This is a genomic window from Rhizobium sp. WW22 (genome assembly GCF_047041135.1).
Lineage (GTDB): Bacteria > Pseudomonadota > Alphaproteobacteria > Rhizobiales > Rhizobiaceae > Rhizobium.
On sequence record NZ_CP178199.1, the window covers coordinates 1,847,478 to 1,865,281 of the forward strand.

Consider the following 17,804-nt stretch of genomic DNA (forward strand, 5'->3'; position numbering starts at 1 on the left):
GGAAGCACCCTCGGTTTCCAAAGCAGAGAGCAATCGAAGCATTCGTTCGCGCTGCAGCGATCGAGATAGCTCCAGTCTGGACCAACGGCCTTTCGCCCGGCGTTATCGGCGCTCAGCCAGACAGACACCGGGCCATGCACCCGCTTTATGGTTCGACAATGCACCGTCATTCCATATAGGCCGCAAGCTCCTCGGGCGCTCCCCGGGGAAAAGCTTCCTTAAGATAATCCAGAAATGCAGACACGCGGGCGCTGAGCAGCCGCCGCGTCGGGTATAGCGCCCAAAGGGCAGTCTGAAATCCTTCCACCTCACCCCAACTCACCAGCCTGCCAGTGGCCAGATCCGGAATAGCGAGCGATAGGGGTAAACGCGCCGCGCCCACGCCGGCGCGGACGGCGTCGCGAACCATGACGAAGGAGGAGACGCTCAGAACCGGCCTTGCCATAAGGCGGAATTTTCCCGCTGAAGTCGTGACATCCCACGATTCAACCTGGTTCATCGCTCCACGGCTGACGGCGGGAACGGCATTGCGGCCTGCTGGACGCGGCAGGTCGGGACTTGCCACGACAACAAGCCGATCATGCAGGAAGACGCGGCCGACAAGACTTTCATCCGGCTCCGGATTCACGCGAATGACCACATCGTAAGCTTCCTCGATCATGTCGACGGCCCGGTCTTCCGTCGTGATCTCGAGCTGAACTTCGGGATATTTCCGGACGAATCCTGCTGCAAGCTTTCCCAACGCCGTCTGCGAGAATAGCAAAGGTGCGCTGATCCTCAACCGACCGCGGGGACTATGTCCGCCCGATGCGATCGCCTTCGCCGTTTCGTCGAGCTCGGTCAGCAGCGCGCCCGTTCGCTCAAAGAGCGCACGCCCCTCCTCCGTCAGCTTCAGCATCCGTGCACCGCGCTCGAACAGGCGCAGGTCGAGACTTGCCTCCAGCTCGGCCACGCGCCGTGACAAGGTTGCCTTCGGACGACCGGTTGCACGAGCGGCCCTTCCGAACCCGCCGTGGCGGGCGACTAGATTGAAATCGGCGAGAGCGAGCAGATCCATGTGTTTCACCAGTGAGACAGCAAGTCCAAATAGAGCGTCTATTGGGATCAATGTGGATCATTAAATTGATGACTGTCAACTGAACACCCCAACCGGAGTAACCACAATGACCATTCTCGTTACAGGCGCCACCGGCCGTGTCGGCCACCACGTCGTCGATCAACTCGTCAAGCGCGGCGCAAAGGTCCGCGTGCTGACCCGCGACCCCTCGAAGGCCAATGTCCCGGCCGGCGTCGAAGTTGCCCAAGGCGACCTGCTCGACATCGATGCCCTGCGCAGCGCCTTCCATGGCGTCAGCACGCTCTTCCTGCTGAATGCCGTTACCGGCGATGAATTCGCCCAGGCAATCATCACGCTCAACATCGCCCGCGAGGCAGGCATCGAACGCGTCGTCTATCTCTCTGTGTTCGAAGCCGATCGCGCGGTGAATGTGCCGCATTTCGCCGTCAAGTTCGGCGCCGAGCGCATGCTCGTGCAGATGGGCTTCAGTGCCACCATCCTGCGCGCGACCTACTTCATCGACAATGAGCTGATGATCAAGGACGTGATCCTCAATCACGGCGTCTATCCGATGCCGATCGGCAGCAAGGGTGTTGCCATGGTGGACGCCCGCGATATCGCCGAGGTCGCCGCCATCGAGCTGATCCGCCGCGACCAGGCTCCCGGCAAGCTGCCGATCGAGACGATCAATCTGGTCGGCCCCGACACGCTGACCGGCCCGGAAATAGCCAAGATCTGGTCGGACCTGCTCGGCCGGTCGGTTGTTTACGGCGGCGATGATCCCAGTGGGTTCGAGCAGAACATGGCGAGCTTCATGCCGAAGTGGACCGCTTATGAGATGCGCCTGATGGCGGAACGCTATGTCAGCGACGGCATGATCCCCGAGATCGGCGACATCGAACGGCTGACCACCATCCTCGGCCGTCCGCTGCACAGCTACCGTGATTTCGCAGCCGCGATTGCGAACGCGGCATAGCCCTGGCTGCTCACCTCAACTTTGCCTGAAGATCCCTCATGATTATTCAGCTGCTGCTATGCTGGTGAATTTCTCGGCGAAATCGTGCTGAAAGCACGGCCCGGTAAGCCGCAACGACCGCTTTCAAACGATTGTGTAAAAAATGCCGCCGCCGCGCCAAGATCGAAGCTCCTGGCGCGGCGGCGGCATGAGATCAACTTACCTGGAGATCGTGCGACGCCTATTGCTGTGCGGGCTCGGCTTTCTGGATCTTGTCCTGGACTTTCTTTACAAGCGCCGGATCACTCTTTGCGGCCGTCAGAATTGCGTTGTATTCGTTCACCGACATGCCCGGCGAGGTTTGGACGGCCTGCACCATCTGCTTGCTTGCCTCGGTCTGGAGCTGTTGCTTCGCGGTTGGATCCTGCGTTGCGCCGATCTTGGCCGAGTATTCCTGCCTGATCTTGTCCACCTGGAGATAGGCGACGGCAAAGGCCTCTATCTTCTGGTCGCTGACGGGTGCAGCCGCAGCATTGCTGTCGGGCTGCTGCGCTTGCGCAGGTGGCTGCCCTTGTGTTGCTTGCTGCGCAAAGGCCTGGTTGCCGAGAACCATCAAGCTCAAGATTGCGGCGGTCAGCGATGCAGCGGGGATATGACGAACAATCATCTCAATTCCTCTTCAGTCGTGCGGGGGGAACACCTCTTTGACGGCGTAGAGCTAGGGGTGACATATCGTTTCGATATCACCGCCGGTTAGGTTTCAGGAACGATCCGGCGACAATGTGGTCCTCAAACGGTTTCTACGGGGTCATAGCGCGGCGACGTGTTGACGATAGAATGGCAGCTTTATGGCAGCAGTTCCGCTTCGGCGCGGGTTTCTTGCCAAGGTGACAGGCATCGTTACGGGATGTGAAAGCCAGTGAAGTTCACGATGGTGACTGAGCCTTGGCCATAGTTATTCTGTGACCATCTCGCCGGCGAGGGCGACGGAATAACGATCGAACAGCCCGGAGCGTGCTGTTCGCCCGGGGGATGCAGCTCACCGAAATTCTGAACCGCTCTCTCCTTTCCCGCAACTGCCGACGGAAAACCGCTGCGCACTTTTCCTGGAATTGCGCTATCGGTTCAAGCTGCCTTGGCCATCTCGATAATCTTGGCGAGTGCTGACAGCTCCTCCGGCGTCAGATCGGTCAATGGTGGCCGCACCGGGCCGGGATCTTTGCCGAGAACGTGCAAGCCGGCCTTGATGATCGAGACCGCATAGCCTTTCTTCCGATTGCGCAGGGCGACGAAGGGGAAGAAGAAGCCCGTGAGGATTTCGTCCACCGTTGCCTGGTCTGCGCTCCGCAACGCACTGTAAAAACGCTGGGCCAGCGCGGGGATGAAGTTGAAGACGGCGGAGGAATAGGTCGTGACACCGGCAGCGAAATAGGCCTGAGCATAAACTTCATGGGTCGGCATGCCGCCGACATAGACGAGACGGTCCTTGAGGGTCGTGGTGATCTCGATCACCTTGTCGACATCGCCGACCCCATCCTTGCAGCCGACGAGGTTGGGGCACTCGTCGGCAAGCCGCGCGATGCTGTCGGCGCTAAGCACCGCATTGTCCCGATTGTAGATGATGACCCCGATCCCCACGGATTGGCAGACCGCCTTGACATGGGCGATCAGGCCGGCCTGCTCCGAAGACATGAGGTAAGGCGGCAAAAGCAGCACCCCATCGGCTCCGGCTTTTTCGGCCGACTTGGCGATCTCGACGGCGAGCGACGTGCCGTAGCCTGTTCCGGAGATGATCGGCGTATTGCCGGCGGATGCCTTTGCGGCGCGGACAACCTGCGGAATTTCGGCAGGATTGAGGGAGAAGAATTCACCTGTTCCGCCGGCTGCAAAAAGGGCTGCAGCATCATAGCCTGCCAGCCATTCGACATGGCGGCGGTATTTCGCCTCGTCGAATTTGAGATCGCTGTCGAAATGGGTGACCGGGAAGGACAGCAGACCGCTGCCAACCGCCTTTTTCAGTTCAATCGGGTCCATCTTGGAATCCTATCGTCGATTGGTATGACAACGGTTCTTAGGCGCCTTCGAGCGACTGGACGAGGGCGGCGATGTAGCCGTAGCAGAAGGCGAAAGCGACGCCGGTCGGGTCCCGGCCACTGATGGTCGGCACATGATCAGGCATCAGCATGTATTGATAGCCGACCTCCTTGTAGACCTTCGCGGAACGAACCATGTCCATGTCACCCTCATCCGGAAAGGTCTCCATGAAGGAGAGCTTGCCGCCGCGAATGTTGCGGAAATGGACGTTGAAAAGTTTGCCGCGCGTGCCGAACCAGCGAATGATGTCGTCGATCTCCTCCCTCGGATTGTCGAGCATCTCGCCGACCGATCCCTGGCAGAAGTTCAGCCCGTGATAGGGGCTTTCGCGCATGAGCACGAATTTCTTCAAACCTTCGACAGAGCCAAGGACGCGGGTGACGCCGCGGTAGCCCGGCGGTGTATAGGGATCGTGCGGATGGCAGGCGAGACGGACGCGACTGCTCTCCGCCACGGGGACGACGCGCTCGAGGAAATAGTCGATGCGCTCCCAGTTTTCGTCTTCCGACAGGATGCCGGCAAGGCCCGGGGCAGCCTTGTGGTCCGCCTTGTCCCAGCGGAAGCTCGCATTCAGCGAACCACCACGGCCAGGTTCTTCCGGCGTGCGTGGAATGCCGATGAGGTTGAGGTTGTATTTTGCTGCAGGAATTCCCGCGGCCGCCACATCTTCGATGAGCTTGCAGACTGCATCGATCTGGCGATCACGATCCGGTCCGGCAAGCAGAATATCGGGATAGGTCGCCTTCTCAATCGGCTGAGACGGCAAGGGAAGCTGGATCATGTCCAGAATCAGCCCAAAACTCTCGACCTTGTCGCGCAGGCGCTCAAGATCGGAAAGGGTCCAGCTTTCCGGCTTTCCCGGCGGGTCCGCGCAAATATGTTTCACCCCCAATTGAGCGAAAACGCGATAGTCGTCATCATCCCGCGCCTCGACCTGCGTTCCTACATACACGGAGCATCTCTTCCATACGAGATTGATCTATATCATATGACATAATATGAATTTTGTAACGTGTCGAGCATTATTGCTCGGTTCGGCCAGGAGGTGTGGCAGACGCGCTGGCTTGCCGCCTTGTATGCATTGTTTAGCGCATAAAAGGTCGCCTGAATGGCGAATATGCTCTATCGGCAGCCTGCAGCGCGCCTAGCGACTTTTGTCGTGGGTCTGGTCTTTATATTCGTACCAAAGTCGTCCCAATGACTTTCAAACGTCGCGGATTTTCCGAAGTCATAATATGATATCAGCGCGCACTCCATATGCGCTATGAAAATCAGGGAGGTTGAACTTGGTCTTACGCTCCAATGCTCCTTGACATATCGCCTAGTTACCTAGTTTCCCCATGACCCAAGGGGCTCATGGGTTTGTATTCATCATACGATCCTGCAATCGAAAGTAGATGATGAACAAATTTCCTGGTCTTCTTTTGATCGGCCTTACCCTTTGGGCATGCGAGCAACGCGGCACGGAGGCTGTGGATTGCCCGAACCAAAGTCCCAACCTTGTGGCGCGGGGCTCCAACGGACCCTACGAATTCCGGGAGGATTGCGAGCCGGGTGCGTTGACCTGCATAGACCCTAACAAAAAAGCCCAAACGGGGAATGCCACCGTGATATGCCGGATCAGGAAGCAATAGAGAACTACCCCCCTGCGACGATAGCCGTCCTTTGATGCTCTCTTCTCAGGCGCTCGCGCCCAGCATGCGGAGGAAATCCACATCGTCGCCGATAAGGGCATCGACCAGCCGATCCCGAATGCAGCTGCGGATCATGGGAAGCAGGTCGCGGCCGCCCTGCCAGAACAGGGCAAGCTTTTCCGGCAATGGAAGGCTCAGACGCACGGCAATGCCGGCCTCCTGCAGCGCCTCGGCGTCAGTGCGATGAAAGCGGTTCAGTTCCAGTGAGACGCCGTCAATGCGGCCGGCGCGCATCGAGGCGACGATGTCTACCGGACGATGGTGGAGGATCGCTTCCGTCTGCAGGCGCGGCTCGAATTCCTTCACGCGCAACAGGTCAAGATGGTCGAAGGAGGATATGGCGACATGCTCAAAAGCATCGAGCTCCCGCAGCGTACCGATCACGAGATCGATGAGGCGATCGGGACGTTCGGGCTCCTTCATCTCGATTGCGAGACGGGTATCCGTTTGCTTTGCCCACAGCAGCGTATCGGCAAGCGTCGGCACACGCGTCCCGGCGAAACGGGGATCGAATTTCGCGCCGGCATCAAGGGAAAGAATATGCTGGAGATCGTGATCGGCAACAAAGCCGAAGCCGTTGGTCGTGCGATCAAGGGTTCTGTCGTGCATCACGACGATCTGATCGTCGCGCGTCAGCATAAGATCGATTTCGCACTCGTTGGCGCCTGCGTTCACACCCGCCTGGAAGGCGAGAATAGTATTTTCCGGGAAGCGCCGGCTGAAGCCGCGATGAGCGGCAATACGGAGCGAACCATGACGAGCGGCGTGAAGGGGCAAAGGCAATGCAAGTCTCCTTGGAGTCGGTTCTTTACGGGGCAGCCTAGTGAAGTGTGGGGTCGAGAACGTCGCGCAGATAATCGCCGATCAAGCTGATCGACAGTGACAGGATGAAGATCACGATGCCCGGCAGGATCGCGATCCACCATTCTGTCATCACATAGTCGCGGCCTGCACCGACCATGCTGCCGAGGCTGACGAGCGGCGGCTGGATGCCGAGGCCGAGAAAGCTCAGCGCCGATTCCTGCAGCAGGATTTCCGGCAGGACGATCGTCAGATTGACGAGGACGACGGAGAGGATATTGGGCAGCACGTGCAGGAAGGCGATGCGCGCTGTTCCTGCACCATTTCGCCTCAGCGCCGCGACATAGCCGCGCTCTAGTTCCAGCCCGGCCATGGCCCGCACCAATCGCGCGTAACGCTCCCAGCCGTAGAGGCCGAGCAATGCCATGAACAGCCAGAGATTGTCGCCAAAGAAGGCGAGGACGGCGAGCGCGATGATGAGGAACGGCATCGATGCCTGAAAATCGACGGCGACGCGGATCAGCATATCGGCAAATCCACGGCCGAAAGCGGCAAGCAGGCCAAGCACGGTACCAAGCGTCAGGCTGATCGCCGAAGCGCCGAGCGCGATCAGCAGGCTGGTGCGCAAGCCATAGAAGATGCGGCTCAGAATATCGCGACCAAGCTCGTCGGTGCCGAGAATATGCTTGAAGGAGCCTCCAAACAGGATCGGCGGCGCCTTGCGGGCATGAAGATCGATCTGTGCAAACCCATGAGGCGCAAGCACATTGGCAAAGATCGCGACCACGATGAAGGTCACGAGCACAATGACGCAAATGGCCGTCATCAAATCGAACCGGAGGCGGGGCAGAAATGCTCGCTCCGATCTTTTCTTAGGGATAGCATCGGCACCCGTCGCTGCATTCGCCATGGCTTTTACCTTTCGAGCGGCCGATCAGGCCGATGCGCGATGCCGCAGACGCGGATCGGCGAGAATGTAGAGACAATCGATCATGAGATTGGCCGTCACCATCGTCGCCGTGATGAGCAGCACGATGGTCTGCACGATGTTCAGATCACGCTGGGCGACGGAGGAGACGAGAAAGCGGCCGACGCCGGGCCAGGCGTAGACGCTCTCGACCACGGCGGCGCCGCCGATCATGCCGCCAACGAGAAAACCCAGCATGGTCAGAAGCGGCAGGGCTGCGTTCGGCATGATATGCCGCCACAGAAGAGCACTTTCGCCGATGCGCTTGGCGCGCGCCGCCAATATGAAGCGCTGGCCCAGCACTTCCAGCACGCTCGAGCGGACGAAGCGGGCGATAATGCCGGCATTGTAAAGGCCAATGACCAGAACGGGCATGACGAGATGCGCCATCGTCGATCCCCCGCCGCTCGGCAGGATCCGCAAGGAGACGGCGAAAAGCTGAATGAGGAGGATGGCGATCAGAAAATTCGGCAGCGAATGCATCAGCACCGCAAGCGCCATGACAAAGCGGTCGATCAGGCCGCCGCGGTTGCGTGCAGCCAGAATGCCGAAGGGCACACCGGCGCCGAACGCCAATATCAGCGCGGCGCCCATCAATTCCAGCGTCGCCGGGACTTTCGACAGAACCAGCGTCAGAGCATCCTGCCCGTTCAGTAGCGACGTTCCGAAGTCACCGCGCAGAAGGTGGCCGAGATAGGCGAAATACTGGATGTAGAGCGGCTGATCGAGACCCCATTGCTGCCGCATCAGCGCCACCACTTCCGGCGGCGTCTCGATGGGCAACAGGGAATGCAGCGGGTCGCCGCTGACGCGCAGGATGACGAAGGTGAAGGTCATCGCCAGGAATAGCGTCACGAGCGCCCTTAGAAACGCCCGCAGGATGGATTGAAGCATTGCCTGTTCCTTCAGAGCGTTTCGAGCACGTCCGCCGCCTGCGGTACCCGGCTCCGCCGTCCGCGGGGGACGGCGGCGAGGAGTTTTGCGGTATAGGGATGGGCCGGGTTTGCGAAGACGTCCTCCGTGGAACCGGTTTCAACGATCTGTCCCGCCTCCATGATCGCGACGCGGTGCGAGACATGCCGAACCACCCGCACGTCATGGCTGATGAAGAGCAGCGACAGACCGCGTGCCCGCTGCAATTCGAGCAGGAGGTTGAGTACCTGCGCCTGCACGGAAACGTCGAGCGCCGAGACTGGCTCGTCGCAAAGCAGAATTTGCGGTTCGACCACGAGGGCACGGGCGATGGCGACGCGCTGGCGCTGGCCGCCGGAGAGCTGATGGGGAAATTTCTGCAAGGCGGAAACCGGCAGACTGACAGCCTTGAAAACTTCCGCCGCCCGATCGAGCCTGCTTGCCGGATAGCCGATGCCGTGAATCGTGAGCGTCTCCACCATCTGATGACCGACGCTCCGGCGCGGATCGAGCGCGCCCATCGTATCCTGCGAAATAACCTGCAGATGTTTTGCCAGCCCGCGCCGGTTCGGCTTCATCAGGCTTTTGAAGGGCTGATCGAACAACGTGATTTCGCCTGAGGTTGGCATACGATCGCCGCAGAGCAGCGAGGCAAGCGTGGACTTGCCGCAACCGGACTCGCCGACGAGACCGAGTGTTTCGCCGGGTCTCAATTCCAGGCTCACATCCTTGATCGCATGAAACCCCTTGGTCCGTCCTGGCCAAAGGGAAAAGCCGGGCGCATAGGAAAATTGCAGATCACGGGCCGCGAGTGCGACGCCAGCCTCCTTTGCATCGGAGGCGATTTGCTTCTCAGGCATCATGGGAACTCCACGGATTGAAGCAGGCAAGCGCTGCCGTACCCGCAATCAATGGCGGGACCATTGTCGCGCAATTCGTCTCTGCACGCGGACAACGGGGCGCAAAGGCGCAGGCCTGCGGCGGGTCGTCATGCAGCTTCAGCTCGCCGGGAATGTCCGCAAGCCTTTCCAGCGGCCTGCCGCGTCCGGGCATGGCCTCCAGCAGCAGCCTTGTATAGGGATGGCGCGGATTATCGTAGAGATCGTCGGTGCGGTTGATCTCGACCAGCGACCCCGCGTACATGACTGCGATGCGGTCGCAGACTTCGGCGACGAGATCGAGATCGTGGCTGATGAAGATCATGGGAATCCCGCGCTCTCGCACCGCCTTGACCAGAAGAGCGATGACCTGCGCCTGCACGGTCACATCAAGCGCCGTGGTCGGCTCGTCGGCAATGATCAATCGCGGCTGCATGGCAAGCGCTGTGGCAATCATAACGCGTTGGCACATGCCGCCGGAAAATTGCGCGGGATAGGCATTGTAGCGCGTCTCCGGCTGGGGAATCGCGACCTCCGCCAGAAGCCGGAGCGCTTCGTCCCTGGCTTCCCTTGCGGACATGCCGGCGCTGACCGCCGCCTCGGCTATCTGTGAGCCGATCGTGCGCACCGGATCGAGGCAGGAGACGGGCTCCTGAAAGATCAGCCCGATGGGCGGCAGCTTTACCCGCGACCGCGGGCCGAGCTCGGCTGCGTCATACATCGCATCCTGAAAGGAGATATAGCCCGTGGCGCTGGCGCTCGGCCCGAGAAGACCGGCAAGCGTCAGGCAGGTGAGGCTCTTTCCCGATCCGCTCTCGCCGACGATGCCGAGGATTTCGCCCTCGGCAAGGTCGAAAGACACGTTGTTGACCGGATGAAACCGCCCGATGCCCGTTCTGAACGAGACACTCAGATTGTCGACGGAAAGAACGGGAACGCCCATCGCGAAGCGGCTCAGCTCTTCTGCTCTTCGAAGGAAAGGCTGCCGGCGCCGAGATCCATCTGGAAGGCCGGCAGAGGCTGCCACTTGATGCCCTTGCGGATGCCGAAGAAGACGGCATTCTGATGCAGGACCGTCTCGCCCGGGTCTTCCCATTCGATCAGATGCAGCATGTCGCGGAATATCTTGGCGCGATCGGCCGGATCGACGGCCTGTTCCATCTTGGCGCCGAGGGCATCGAAATCGGCATTCTGCCAGATCTTGAACGAGCTCAGATTACCTGCCGAGCTGAACTGCGTGAAGAAGGAGATATAGGGGTCCGGTACCTGGCCAGTGCTCGACCAGTTGCCGGTCGCGCGGGTCGACGAGGCCTCAAACAGTTTGCCTGATTCCACGAACTTCATCTTAGCATTGACGCCGACAGCCTGCCACATGGCGACAACGGCCTGCGTGACCGGGTTTTCCGCCGTGTAGTAATTGTTCTGCGAGCGGATCTCGATCTCCTCGCCATTATAGCCGGCATCCTTCAGGAGCTGCATGGCCTGGTCCGGATCATATTTGTAGGCAGGATAATCCTTGAGATAGACCGGACCGTAGAGCTCGAACTGCAGGCCGTTCGGCACCCTGGTGCGACCGTTCCAGATCGTGTCCACGATCGCCTGACGATCGATGGCGAGGATGAGTGCCTGGCGAACGCGCGGGTCCTTCAGCGCCGGATTGTTCTTGTCGAAGAACAGGATGCGGTTGTTCGGCACCGGCCCGCCGACGATTTCGTGATCGGTGCTCGCTGTGACGACCGAGAGCTGATCCGGCGGCAGGTCCGTCGCAATGTCGTAGTCGCCGGCCAGCAGACCGGCGATGCGCGAGGAAACCTCGGGCACGATGCGCAAGGTCACGCGCTTGGCGGCCGGCTTGCCGCGATAGGCCTGATCGTGCGCGGCGAGAACGACGCTCTCATTGGCCGTATAGCTTTCGACCTTGTAGGGGCCGGCGCCGACCGGCTTCTGCCGCCAGGTCGTCCAGTTACCGCCATTCTTCTGCCAGGCGTCCTTGCTGATGACCACGGCCGCGTAAGATGCAAGGCGCTGCAGGAAGATCGGGTCCTGGAACTTGGTGACGAAGCGGACCGTCAGCGGATCGACCACTTCGACATGGTCGAGACTGGTGAAATTGGTGCGATAGGTCGGATAACCCGGTGCGTCCTTGTTCAGGAGCCGCTCAGGCCCGAAGGAGAAGGCGACGTCCTCGGCGGTCATCTCGCGGCCGTCATGGAAGATCACGCCAGGGCGCAGCTTCATTTCGAGTACGGTCGGCGAAATCCAGGTCCAGGACGTCGCGAGATTGGGCTTCACCGAGAAGTCGCCGCGCATGTCGAGCGCAAGCACTGTCTCGTGGATGGAAAAGTTATTGCGGAAGGCGACGTTGCTGGCGGCATCGACGGGCTCCTGCGACACCGGATTCATCTGAACGGCGATGCGCAGTTCAGGCCTCTTGTCGGTGCCGGCATCGGCCGAGGCCGACAACGCCGGGACAAAAGCGCTGAGGCCGGCCGCGGCTCCCATCAGAAGGGTTGTGCGGCGGGTAACCGGGCTGTTGAAGCCGCTGGGCAGATAATCGGACATCGGCACACACTTTCCTGTTAAAGCAATTTATAAATCGCTGCACAAACGTTTGCGCATATGAAATACGACCACTTGCGCTCAAGATCGTCTTTTCTTTTACGCAAGGGAAAGTGGCCGCAAGCTAGGCGAGCTCGATGACGCACGTATGACAAGTTCGGGGGTGACGAACCGCATCGGACGCTTTGCAACGCGTGCGTCCATCGGAAGGTTCGAAAGCTCAACCAGAAGATCGAGCGAGGCTTCGCATAGCGCATCCGTCGGCTGCGCGACCGTCGTCAGCGGCGGAGCCCAATAGGCGGTATCGGGCACGTTGTCATAGCCGACGACGGAAATATCTGCGGGGATCTGCAGGCCGAGATCGCGCAGGAAGGCGACAACCTCGATGGCAAGGCCGTCACTGCCGCAGATCAGAGCCGTCGGGCGTTCCGGCGATTGCAGCAGGCCGGCAAAGAGCGTGCGGTCGTGCTCGCCCCTCTCAAAGGAAATGATATCACCGGCGACCAGGTCGGCGCTGGCGGCAACAAAGTCCTGGAAAATCGACATCCGATCGCGAAGCGCGCTACGACTGACGCGGTAGACGAAGGAAATGCGGCGGTGGCCGAGCTTCACAAGGTGATCAAGCAGCAGTCTAATGCCAAGCCGATCATCGGTTAGAACCGCAGGAAGCGGACCCGTCAGCCCCGCACCGAGCGTCACATGCGCCTTACCTATGAGATCAAGGTGATCGCAAAGCGCCTGCTGGCCAGGAAGGTCGCTCACCATGATGACGCCGTCGAAGAAATCCTGTTGAAACAAGCGCAGCTGGCCGGCGATTTCGCCGGCCTCCGTCTTGGCTTGCGCGACCAGGAGTTCCACACCCCGACGCTGCGCCACAGCCTGAAGACGGCTTGTCAGATGCGGTTGATAATGACCCGACAGGCTGTTGACGATCGCCCCGAATACACCGGTCCTATGTGTTCTCAGCGATGTTGCAAGACGGTTGACAACGTAGCCGAGGCTGCTCGCCGCCTCCCTGACACGATCCTGCGTCTCCAGGCGGATGCGGCTGTCGACCTGACCATTCAGGACGCGCGATACGGTCGTAGCCGACACGCCGGCCAACCGGGCGACGTCCAGAATGCCGATTCTTTTGGGTGCTTTCATACAGTCTGCCGAAATTTTTCGCGCCGCGCCGCGCCGGCGCAAGGGGGTCCCAGAAGTCTTGCCACACTTGCTTCGAGACGCAAGATCACATTTCGACTTCGAGTGGAATTTTCATAGGCGACTATGGATCGCGAATTTCACAGCTGCTCCAAAGACTGCTAAATCAGGATGGCATTGCGCCGTCCTTAAGATGCCCAGAGCAATTCATGAGACCGTCACGGCCGTGACGCAAAGTAGGATAGAGCCACTCAACCGGCCAAACCACCAGACGCGCCCGATTAAGGCTTCGCGGTCAGGTATCGGCGCAAATCCGATACGCCGCAGTAAGAGGAACAGAAGCAACCATCCAGGGAGAGGGATAATGAACATAAATCTGATCGTGCATCCCGGTGTCGATAGTGCTCTTATCGCCTGGCGCAGCGACTTCATCGACCAGTGCCGTGGCTTTGCCCTGCGGCGGAAGATCAAGCGGGCGGCTGGAAGCCCGCAAAGCCCCAACACGGTCTCCGATGTCGACGCCGATGGCTATCATGAGGAGATCGTCGCAAGCTGGGTCGGCTTCGCCGACGGGCCGGCCGTAGAGGAAGGCACGCGCAAGCCGACGACGGAATGGCCGATTCAGAAATATCTCTGGTCCGATTTCGCCGTCAATCCGGGCGATATCGTCGCCTACCGGGTCTCCGCCATGATCGGACCCGAGACGGCGTTGCAGGAATCGGCCGATCACGTATCGGACTGGAGCGAGGCCATGCAGATCGGGGCCGAAACGAGCGGCCATGTCAGCTGCTATTTCAATCGCGGCATCGTCGCCAGCCAGTGGCTTGCACGCCTATTGCCCGAAGAGGCTCCCACCACCAAGCTCAAGAAGGCGATTGCCAACCCCGAGGACCCGATCCGCCAGTTCCTTGCAGGGCCGATCCGCGACAAGCTTGTATCGCTCCTCAATGATGCTCGGGCGAGCGGCGGGCATATCTATGCGGCCCTGTTCGAGCTGGATGATCCGGAGCTTATTCCCCTGCTGCAGGGCTTCAAGAAACGCGCTCATATCGTGCTTGGCAATGGCAGCGTCAAGAAAAAGGGAGAGGACGAAAACGAAGATGCCCGGTCCGACCTATCTTCCTGCGACGTCAGGGATCGCATGAGCGCGCCGCGGGCGCTGGCGCACAATAAATTCCTGGTCATCTGCGACGCCGACAAATCGCCGCAGGCCGTATGGACCGGCAGCACGAACTGGACGATGACCGGCCTTTGCACGCAGGCGAACAATGCGCTTCTGATCGATAACCCGGCCGTCGCGCAATTCTATCTCGACCAGTGGAAGACACTTGCCGCCGACGGCAATGAATCGCCGCCCGCCCTCTATCAAAGCAATGCCGGGCCCAGAACAACGCCCAAGGCCAAGAATACGACGGTCTGGTTCACGCCCATGCGCGAAGGGCTTGATCTCGAACAGGCAAGCGAGCTGATCCGCGGTGCCCAGCAGGGCATCCTGTTCGCCATGTTCAATCCCGGGCCTCGCGGCACGCTTCTCAACGACATCATCGAGCTTGCCTCGCCGTCGAGCCCTTCGTTCAAACCCGATCTCTACATTCAGGGCGTGGTCAACCAGAATCCCGGCACAGCAAAGAACCCTGTCGTGCTGTTCAACAGAGGCGAGAGGATCGATGCCAATGCCGACGTCGTGCTGCCCGCCGCTATCCCCGGCCGGTTTGCCTATTGGCAGAAGGAAGTTCTGAAGCTGCCAACGGCCCATGCCATGGTCCACAGCAAGGTGGTCATCGTCGATCCATATGGTCCCAATCCCGTCGTCATGACCGGCTCCCACAATATGGGCCCGAAGGCGAGCGGCGTGAACGACGAGAACCTGGTGATCATCACCGGCAACGGCGATCTCGCCAGCCAATATGCCGGCAAGATCATGGAAATCTATGCCCAGTATCGCTGGCGGCAATCCGTTCAGAAACAGGGCGGCGCGCCCAAGTGGACCGGTCTTGCCAATGATGACAGCTGGCAGATCAAATCGCCGGAGCAGCCCTATGACAAACGCCGCATACGCGAACTCGACTTCTGGTTCGGCAAGAATGACACCGCCTGATGCCCGGCCTGACATCGCGTAGAGGCTAATCCGGGATCGCAACCGATTATTGCTTCGGGATGAATGAAGTTGCGATCCCCTTGCCCGTGTAGCTCGGTCCGGTCGAGCATTTGTAATGCCGACGCAATCTTCGGCTTCTAGTGGCTTAGCAACAATCTGGATTCCCCGATGTTGCTCCGCTATGCTTTTCCCGTTCCTATTTTTATCGGCGCTTTGGCACTCACGGGGTGGGCTTTCCCTATTCTCAAAAGCCATACCGCCCGGCCAGACGAGATGGCCACGCCATATCCCGTGGCGTTTGCCGACATGCGTCATCTCACGTCCGAACGACAGGATCCTGCAGGGTATAGGATTGCCGGCGATGCCGTACCGACTGGTTCCGGCGGCGAGTATCGTCAGGCTCCATCGTGTGGTGACAGTAACGCGCCTTCGCCACCCGGCTATTTCGAACGGGCCAGGATGCTTCTATACCTTCTGCGGACGCGCCACCGGCGAAAATAGGCCGGCCATGAGGCTACGCAAACGAATACGAGGCATGAATGATCCCGCCGCTGCAGCATCAGTTGCCGGACCCTCCCCGCCCACCGAAGCCTCCAGCCATCCATTCGGGCAGGTTAAATAAACCTCTGGTAGCTGATATGATATTCACTATCGGCTTGGATGCCACCCCCGAGCCGACTACCGCAGCGTCCGACGAGACTGCATGCCCTCGCAGTGTCGTCGGACACCCTCCCCTAAAACCGCGCCCATTTCGACCGGCTTATGCCGCCCGCCCCGCATTGCGGCCGGAAAAGATACATCCTCCCAGGAATGTGCCCTCCAACGCATTGTTGCCGTGATATCCGCCGCCGCCGAAGCCTGCGGCCTCGCCGCAGACATACAATCCCGGGATGAGTGCGCCGCTCCGCCCGAGCGCCTGGCTATTCAGATCGGTTTCGAGACCGCCAAGAGATTTCCGCGTCAGAATATGGAGGCGCACGGCGATCAATGGACCTGCCTTCGCATCCAATATGCGATGCGGAGGGGCCGTGCGCATGAAGCGATCACCGAGATAGCCGCGCGCCTGTCGCAAGGCGACGATCTGGGCATCCTTGGCAAAGGGGTTATCCAATTCGCGGTCGCGGGCTTCGATCTGCCTGCGCAGATGGGCAAGATCGAGCGGACGATCGCCGATACGGTTCATGCCGGCCACCAGCTCTTCCAGCGTTTCGGCAACGACGAAATCCCTGCCCATCGCCTTGAAGGCTTCCACCGGCGGAGGCGCCGATCGCCCAAGGCGGCTGCGCAGAAGAAGCCCGATATCGCGCCCGGTAAGATCCGGGTTCTGCTCGGAGCCTGAAAGGGCAAATTCCTTCTTGACGATTTTCTGCGTGGTCACGAACCAGCTGTAGCTATGCCCGAGCTTGCAGATGTGCTGCAGCGTCGCAAGGCTGTCGAAGCCCGGCAGGCAAGGTGCCGGCATGCGATTGCCATTGGCGTCGAACCAGAGCGAGGACGGCCCCGGCAGGATGCGAATGCCGTGGTTCGGCCAGATCGGGTCCCAGTTGGCAATGCCTTCGGTATAGTGCCACATGCGGTCGCCGTTGATCGGCCGCGCGCCGGCTGCCTCGGCATGACTGATCATCAAGCCATCCACGTGATGGGGCACGCCGCTCAGCATCCGCTCCGGGGGTGCGCCAAGGCGTTCGACGGGCCAGGCGCGGCGAACCAGTTCCGGATTGCCGCCGATGCCGCCGCTTGCCACGATCACGGCGCCCTCGATGCGGAAGTCGCCGACAACATCACGGTTCGATTGCTGACCGCGGCGGATATTGTCCTCGGCGAGGATCTCGCCCTCCACGCCGAAAATGCCGTCTTCATCACCGACCAATCGTGTCACGCGCCGCCGGAACAAGAGCTCGATCTTGCCGTCCTTCTCCGCCGCCAAAACCCTTTTTACGAATGGATCGAGAACGCCAGGACCCGTACCCCAGGTGACATGGAAGCGCGGCACGGAATTGCCGTGCCCGTCGGCAAGGCCTCCGCCGCGTTCTGCCCAGCCGACAATCGGAAACCAGCGCATGCCAAGCCCATGCAGCCAGCTGCGCATCTCGCCGGCGGCGAAATTGAGGTAGGCCTCTGCCCAGGCACGCGGCCAGAAGTCCTCCGGTCGGTCGAAGGCCGCAGCGCCCAACCAATCCTGACGGGCGAGATCGAGACTGTCGCGAATGCGCATCCGCCGTTGTTCCGGCGTATCGATCATGAACAGCCCGCCAAGCGACCAGAAGGCCTGTCCGCCGAGACTTGCCCGAGGCTCCTGATCGACAAGGATCACCCGTTTCCCGCGCTCTAGCAGCTCGCAAGCCGCAACAAGGCCTGACAGGCCTGTTCCAACGATCACCACATCAGCATGACTGCTCATTCGTTTCCCCCTCCGCGAATAGCATATTAATTGGAGAGCTTAATGAAGCTTACGTAAAAGTAAAACGAATGTCAGAGCTGACGACCATCCAGAATCGATCCACCAAGCCTGCATTTCGTCTCCACGAAACCTGCACGGTGTTCATGTTGTCTTCCGACACTGACAGCGATCAATCGCCGTTTTTGTTGATGCGGTTGCCACTGTCGACACGAAAGGAACCCTCAGCAGGCATGGGCCTCCGAGGG

General features: G+C 60.1%; 14 protein-coding genes. 2 read left to right on the forward strand and 12 right to left on the reverse strand.

The annotated features are described in order from the left end of the window. Positions 1-166: 166 nt before the first annotated feature. Entirely contained in the window at positions 167-1,057 is an 891-nt protein-coding gene (locus tag ACK83U_RS27515; protein WP_112611208.1) for a LysR substrate-binding domain-containing protein, read from the reverse strand. Between the two features lie 106 nt (positions 1,058-1,163). On the opposite strand from ACK83U_RS27515, the gene ACK83U_RS27520 reads away from it, so the two are divergent. Beyond that, positions 1,164-2,033, forward strand: coding sequence for an NmrA/HSCARG family protein (locus tag ACK83U_RS27520; protein WP_112611206.1), 870 nt, complete (start codon positions 1,164-1,166; stop codon positions 2,031-2,033). A 220-nt stretch (positions 2,034-2,253) separates the two neighbouring features. On the opposite strand, the gene ACK83U_RS27525 is transcribed toward ACK83U_RS27520, so the two are convergent. The 10 genes from ACK83U_RS27525 to ACK83U_RS27570 form a co-directional block, all read right to left on the reverse strand. Further along, complete coding sequence (locus ACK83U_RS27525) at positions 2,254-2,679, reverse strand: DUF4168 domain-containing protein (protein ID WP_112611204.1); 426 nt, start codon at positions 2,677-2,679, stop codon at positions 2,254-2,256. A 458-nt stretch (positions 2,680-3,137) separates the two neighbouring features. Beyond that, on the reverse strand, positions 3,138-4,046 hold the full coding sequence (gene kdgD / locus ACK83U_RS27530) for a 5-dehydro-4-deoxyglucarate dehydratase (RefSeq protein WP_112338097.1): 909 nt from the start codon (positions 4,044-4,046) through the stop codon (positions 3,138-3,140). 37 nt (positions 4,047-4,083) lie between these two features. After that, positions 4,084-5,058: a mannonate dehydratase gene (locus tag ACK83U_RS27535; RefSeq protein ID WP_112611202.1), complete on the reverse strand. Its 975-nt coding sequence runs from the start codon at positions 5,056-5,058 to the stop codon at positions 4,084-4,086. A 727-nt stretch (positions 5,059-5,785) separates the two neighbouring features. Continuing rightward, a complete protein-coding gene (locus ACK83U_RS27540; RefSeq protein ID WP_112611198.1) occupies positions 5,786-6,583 on the reverse strand; it encodes a glycerophosphodiester phosphodiesterase family protein in 798 nt (265 codons plus the stop codon). 37 nt (positions 6,584-6,620) lie between these two features. Further along, positions 6,621-7,511 (reverse strand): ABC transporter permease, encoded by an 891-nt coding sequence (locus ACK83U_RS27545; protein ID WP_112611196.1) that lies wholly within the window; start codon positions 7,509-7,511, stop codon positions 6,621-6,623. A 24-nt stretch (positions 7,512-7,535) separates the two neighbouring features. Then, complete coding sequence (locus ACK83U_RS27550) at positions 7,536-8,462, reverse strand: ABC transporter permease (protein ID WP_112411044.1); 927 nt, start codon at positions 8,460-8,462, stop codon at positions 7,536-7,538. 11 nt (positions 8,463-8,473) lie between these two features. Beyond that, complete coding sequence (locus ACK83U_RS27555; RefSeq protein WP_112611230.1) at positions 8,474-9,340, reverse strand: ABC transporter ATP-binding protein; 867 nt, start codon at positions 9,338-9,340, stop codon at positions 8,474-8,476. Beyond that, complete coding sequence (locus ACK83U_RS27560) at positions 9,333-10,301, reverse strand: ABC transporter ATP-binding protein (RefSeq protein ID WP_112611194.1); 969 nt, start codon at positions 10,299-10,301, stop codon at positions 9,333-9,335. The genes ACK83U_RS27555 and ACK83U_RS27560 overlap by 8 nt, the downstream gene beginning before the upstream one ends. 11 nt (positions 10,302-10,312) lie before the next feature. Next, positions 10,313-11,920, reverse strand: a complete 1,608-nt coding sequence (locus tag ACK83U_RS27565) for an ABC transporter substrate-binding protein (protein WP_112611192.1) — start codon at positions 11,918-11,920, stop codon at positions 10,313-10,315. Positions 11,921-12,016: 96 nt separating this feature from the next. Then, the gene (locus tag ACK83U_RS27570) at positions 12,017-13,063 is read right to left on the reverse strand and encodes a LacI family DNA-binding transcriptional regulator (protein WP_183711943.1); all 1,047 of its coding nucleotides are present in this window, start codon (positions 13,061-13,063) and stop codon (positions 12,017-12,019) included. A 361-nt stretch (positions 13,064-13,424) separates the two neighbouring features. Between ACK83U_RS27570 and ACK83U_RS27575 the strand changes: the two genes are divergently transcribed. Next, a complete protein-coding gene (locus ACK83U_RS27575) occupies positions 13,425-15,158 on the forward strand; it encodes a phospholipase D-like domain-containing protein (RefSeq protein ID WP_112611190.1) in 1,734 nt (577 codons plus the stop codon). A gap of 760 nt (positions 15,159-15,918) precedes the next feature. Here the strand turns inward: ACK83U_RS27575 and ACK83U_RS27580 are convergent. Beyond that, positions 15,919-17,559, reverse strand: a complete 1,641-nt coding sequence (locus ACK83U_RS27580; RefSeq protein ID WP_112611188.1) for an FAD-binding dehydrogenase — start codon at positions 17,557-17,559, stop codon at positions 15,919-15,921. Positions 17,560-17,804: the final 245 nt, after the last annotated feature.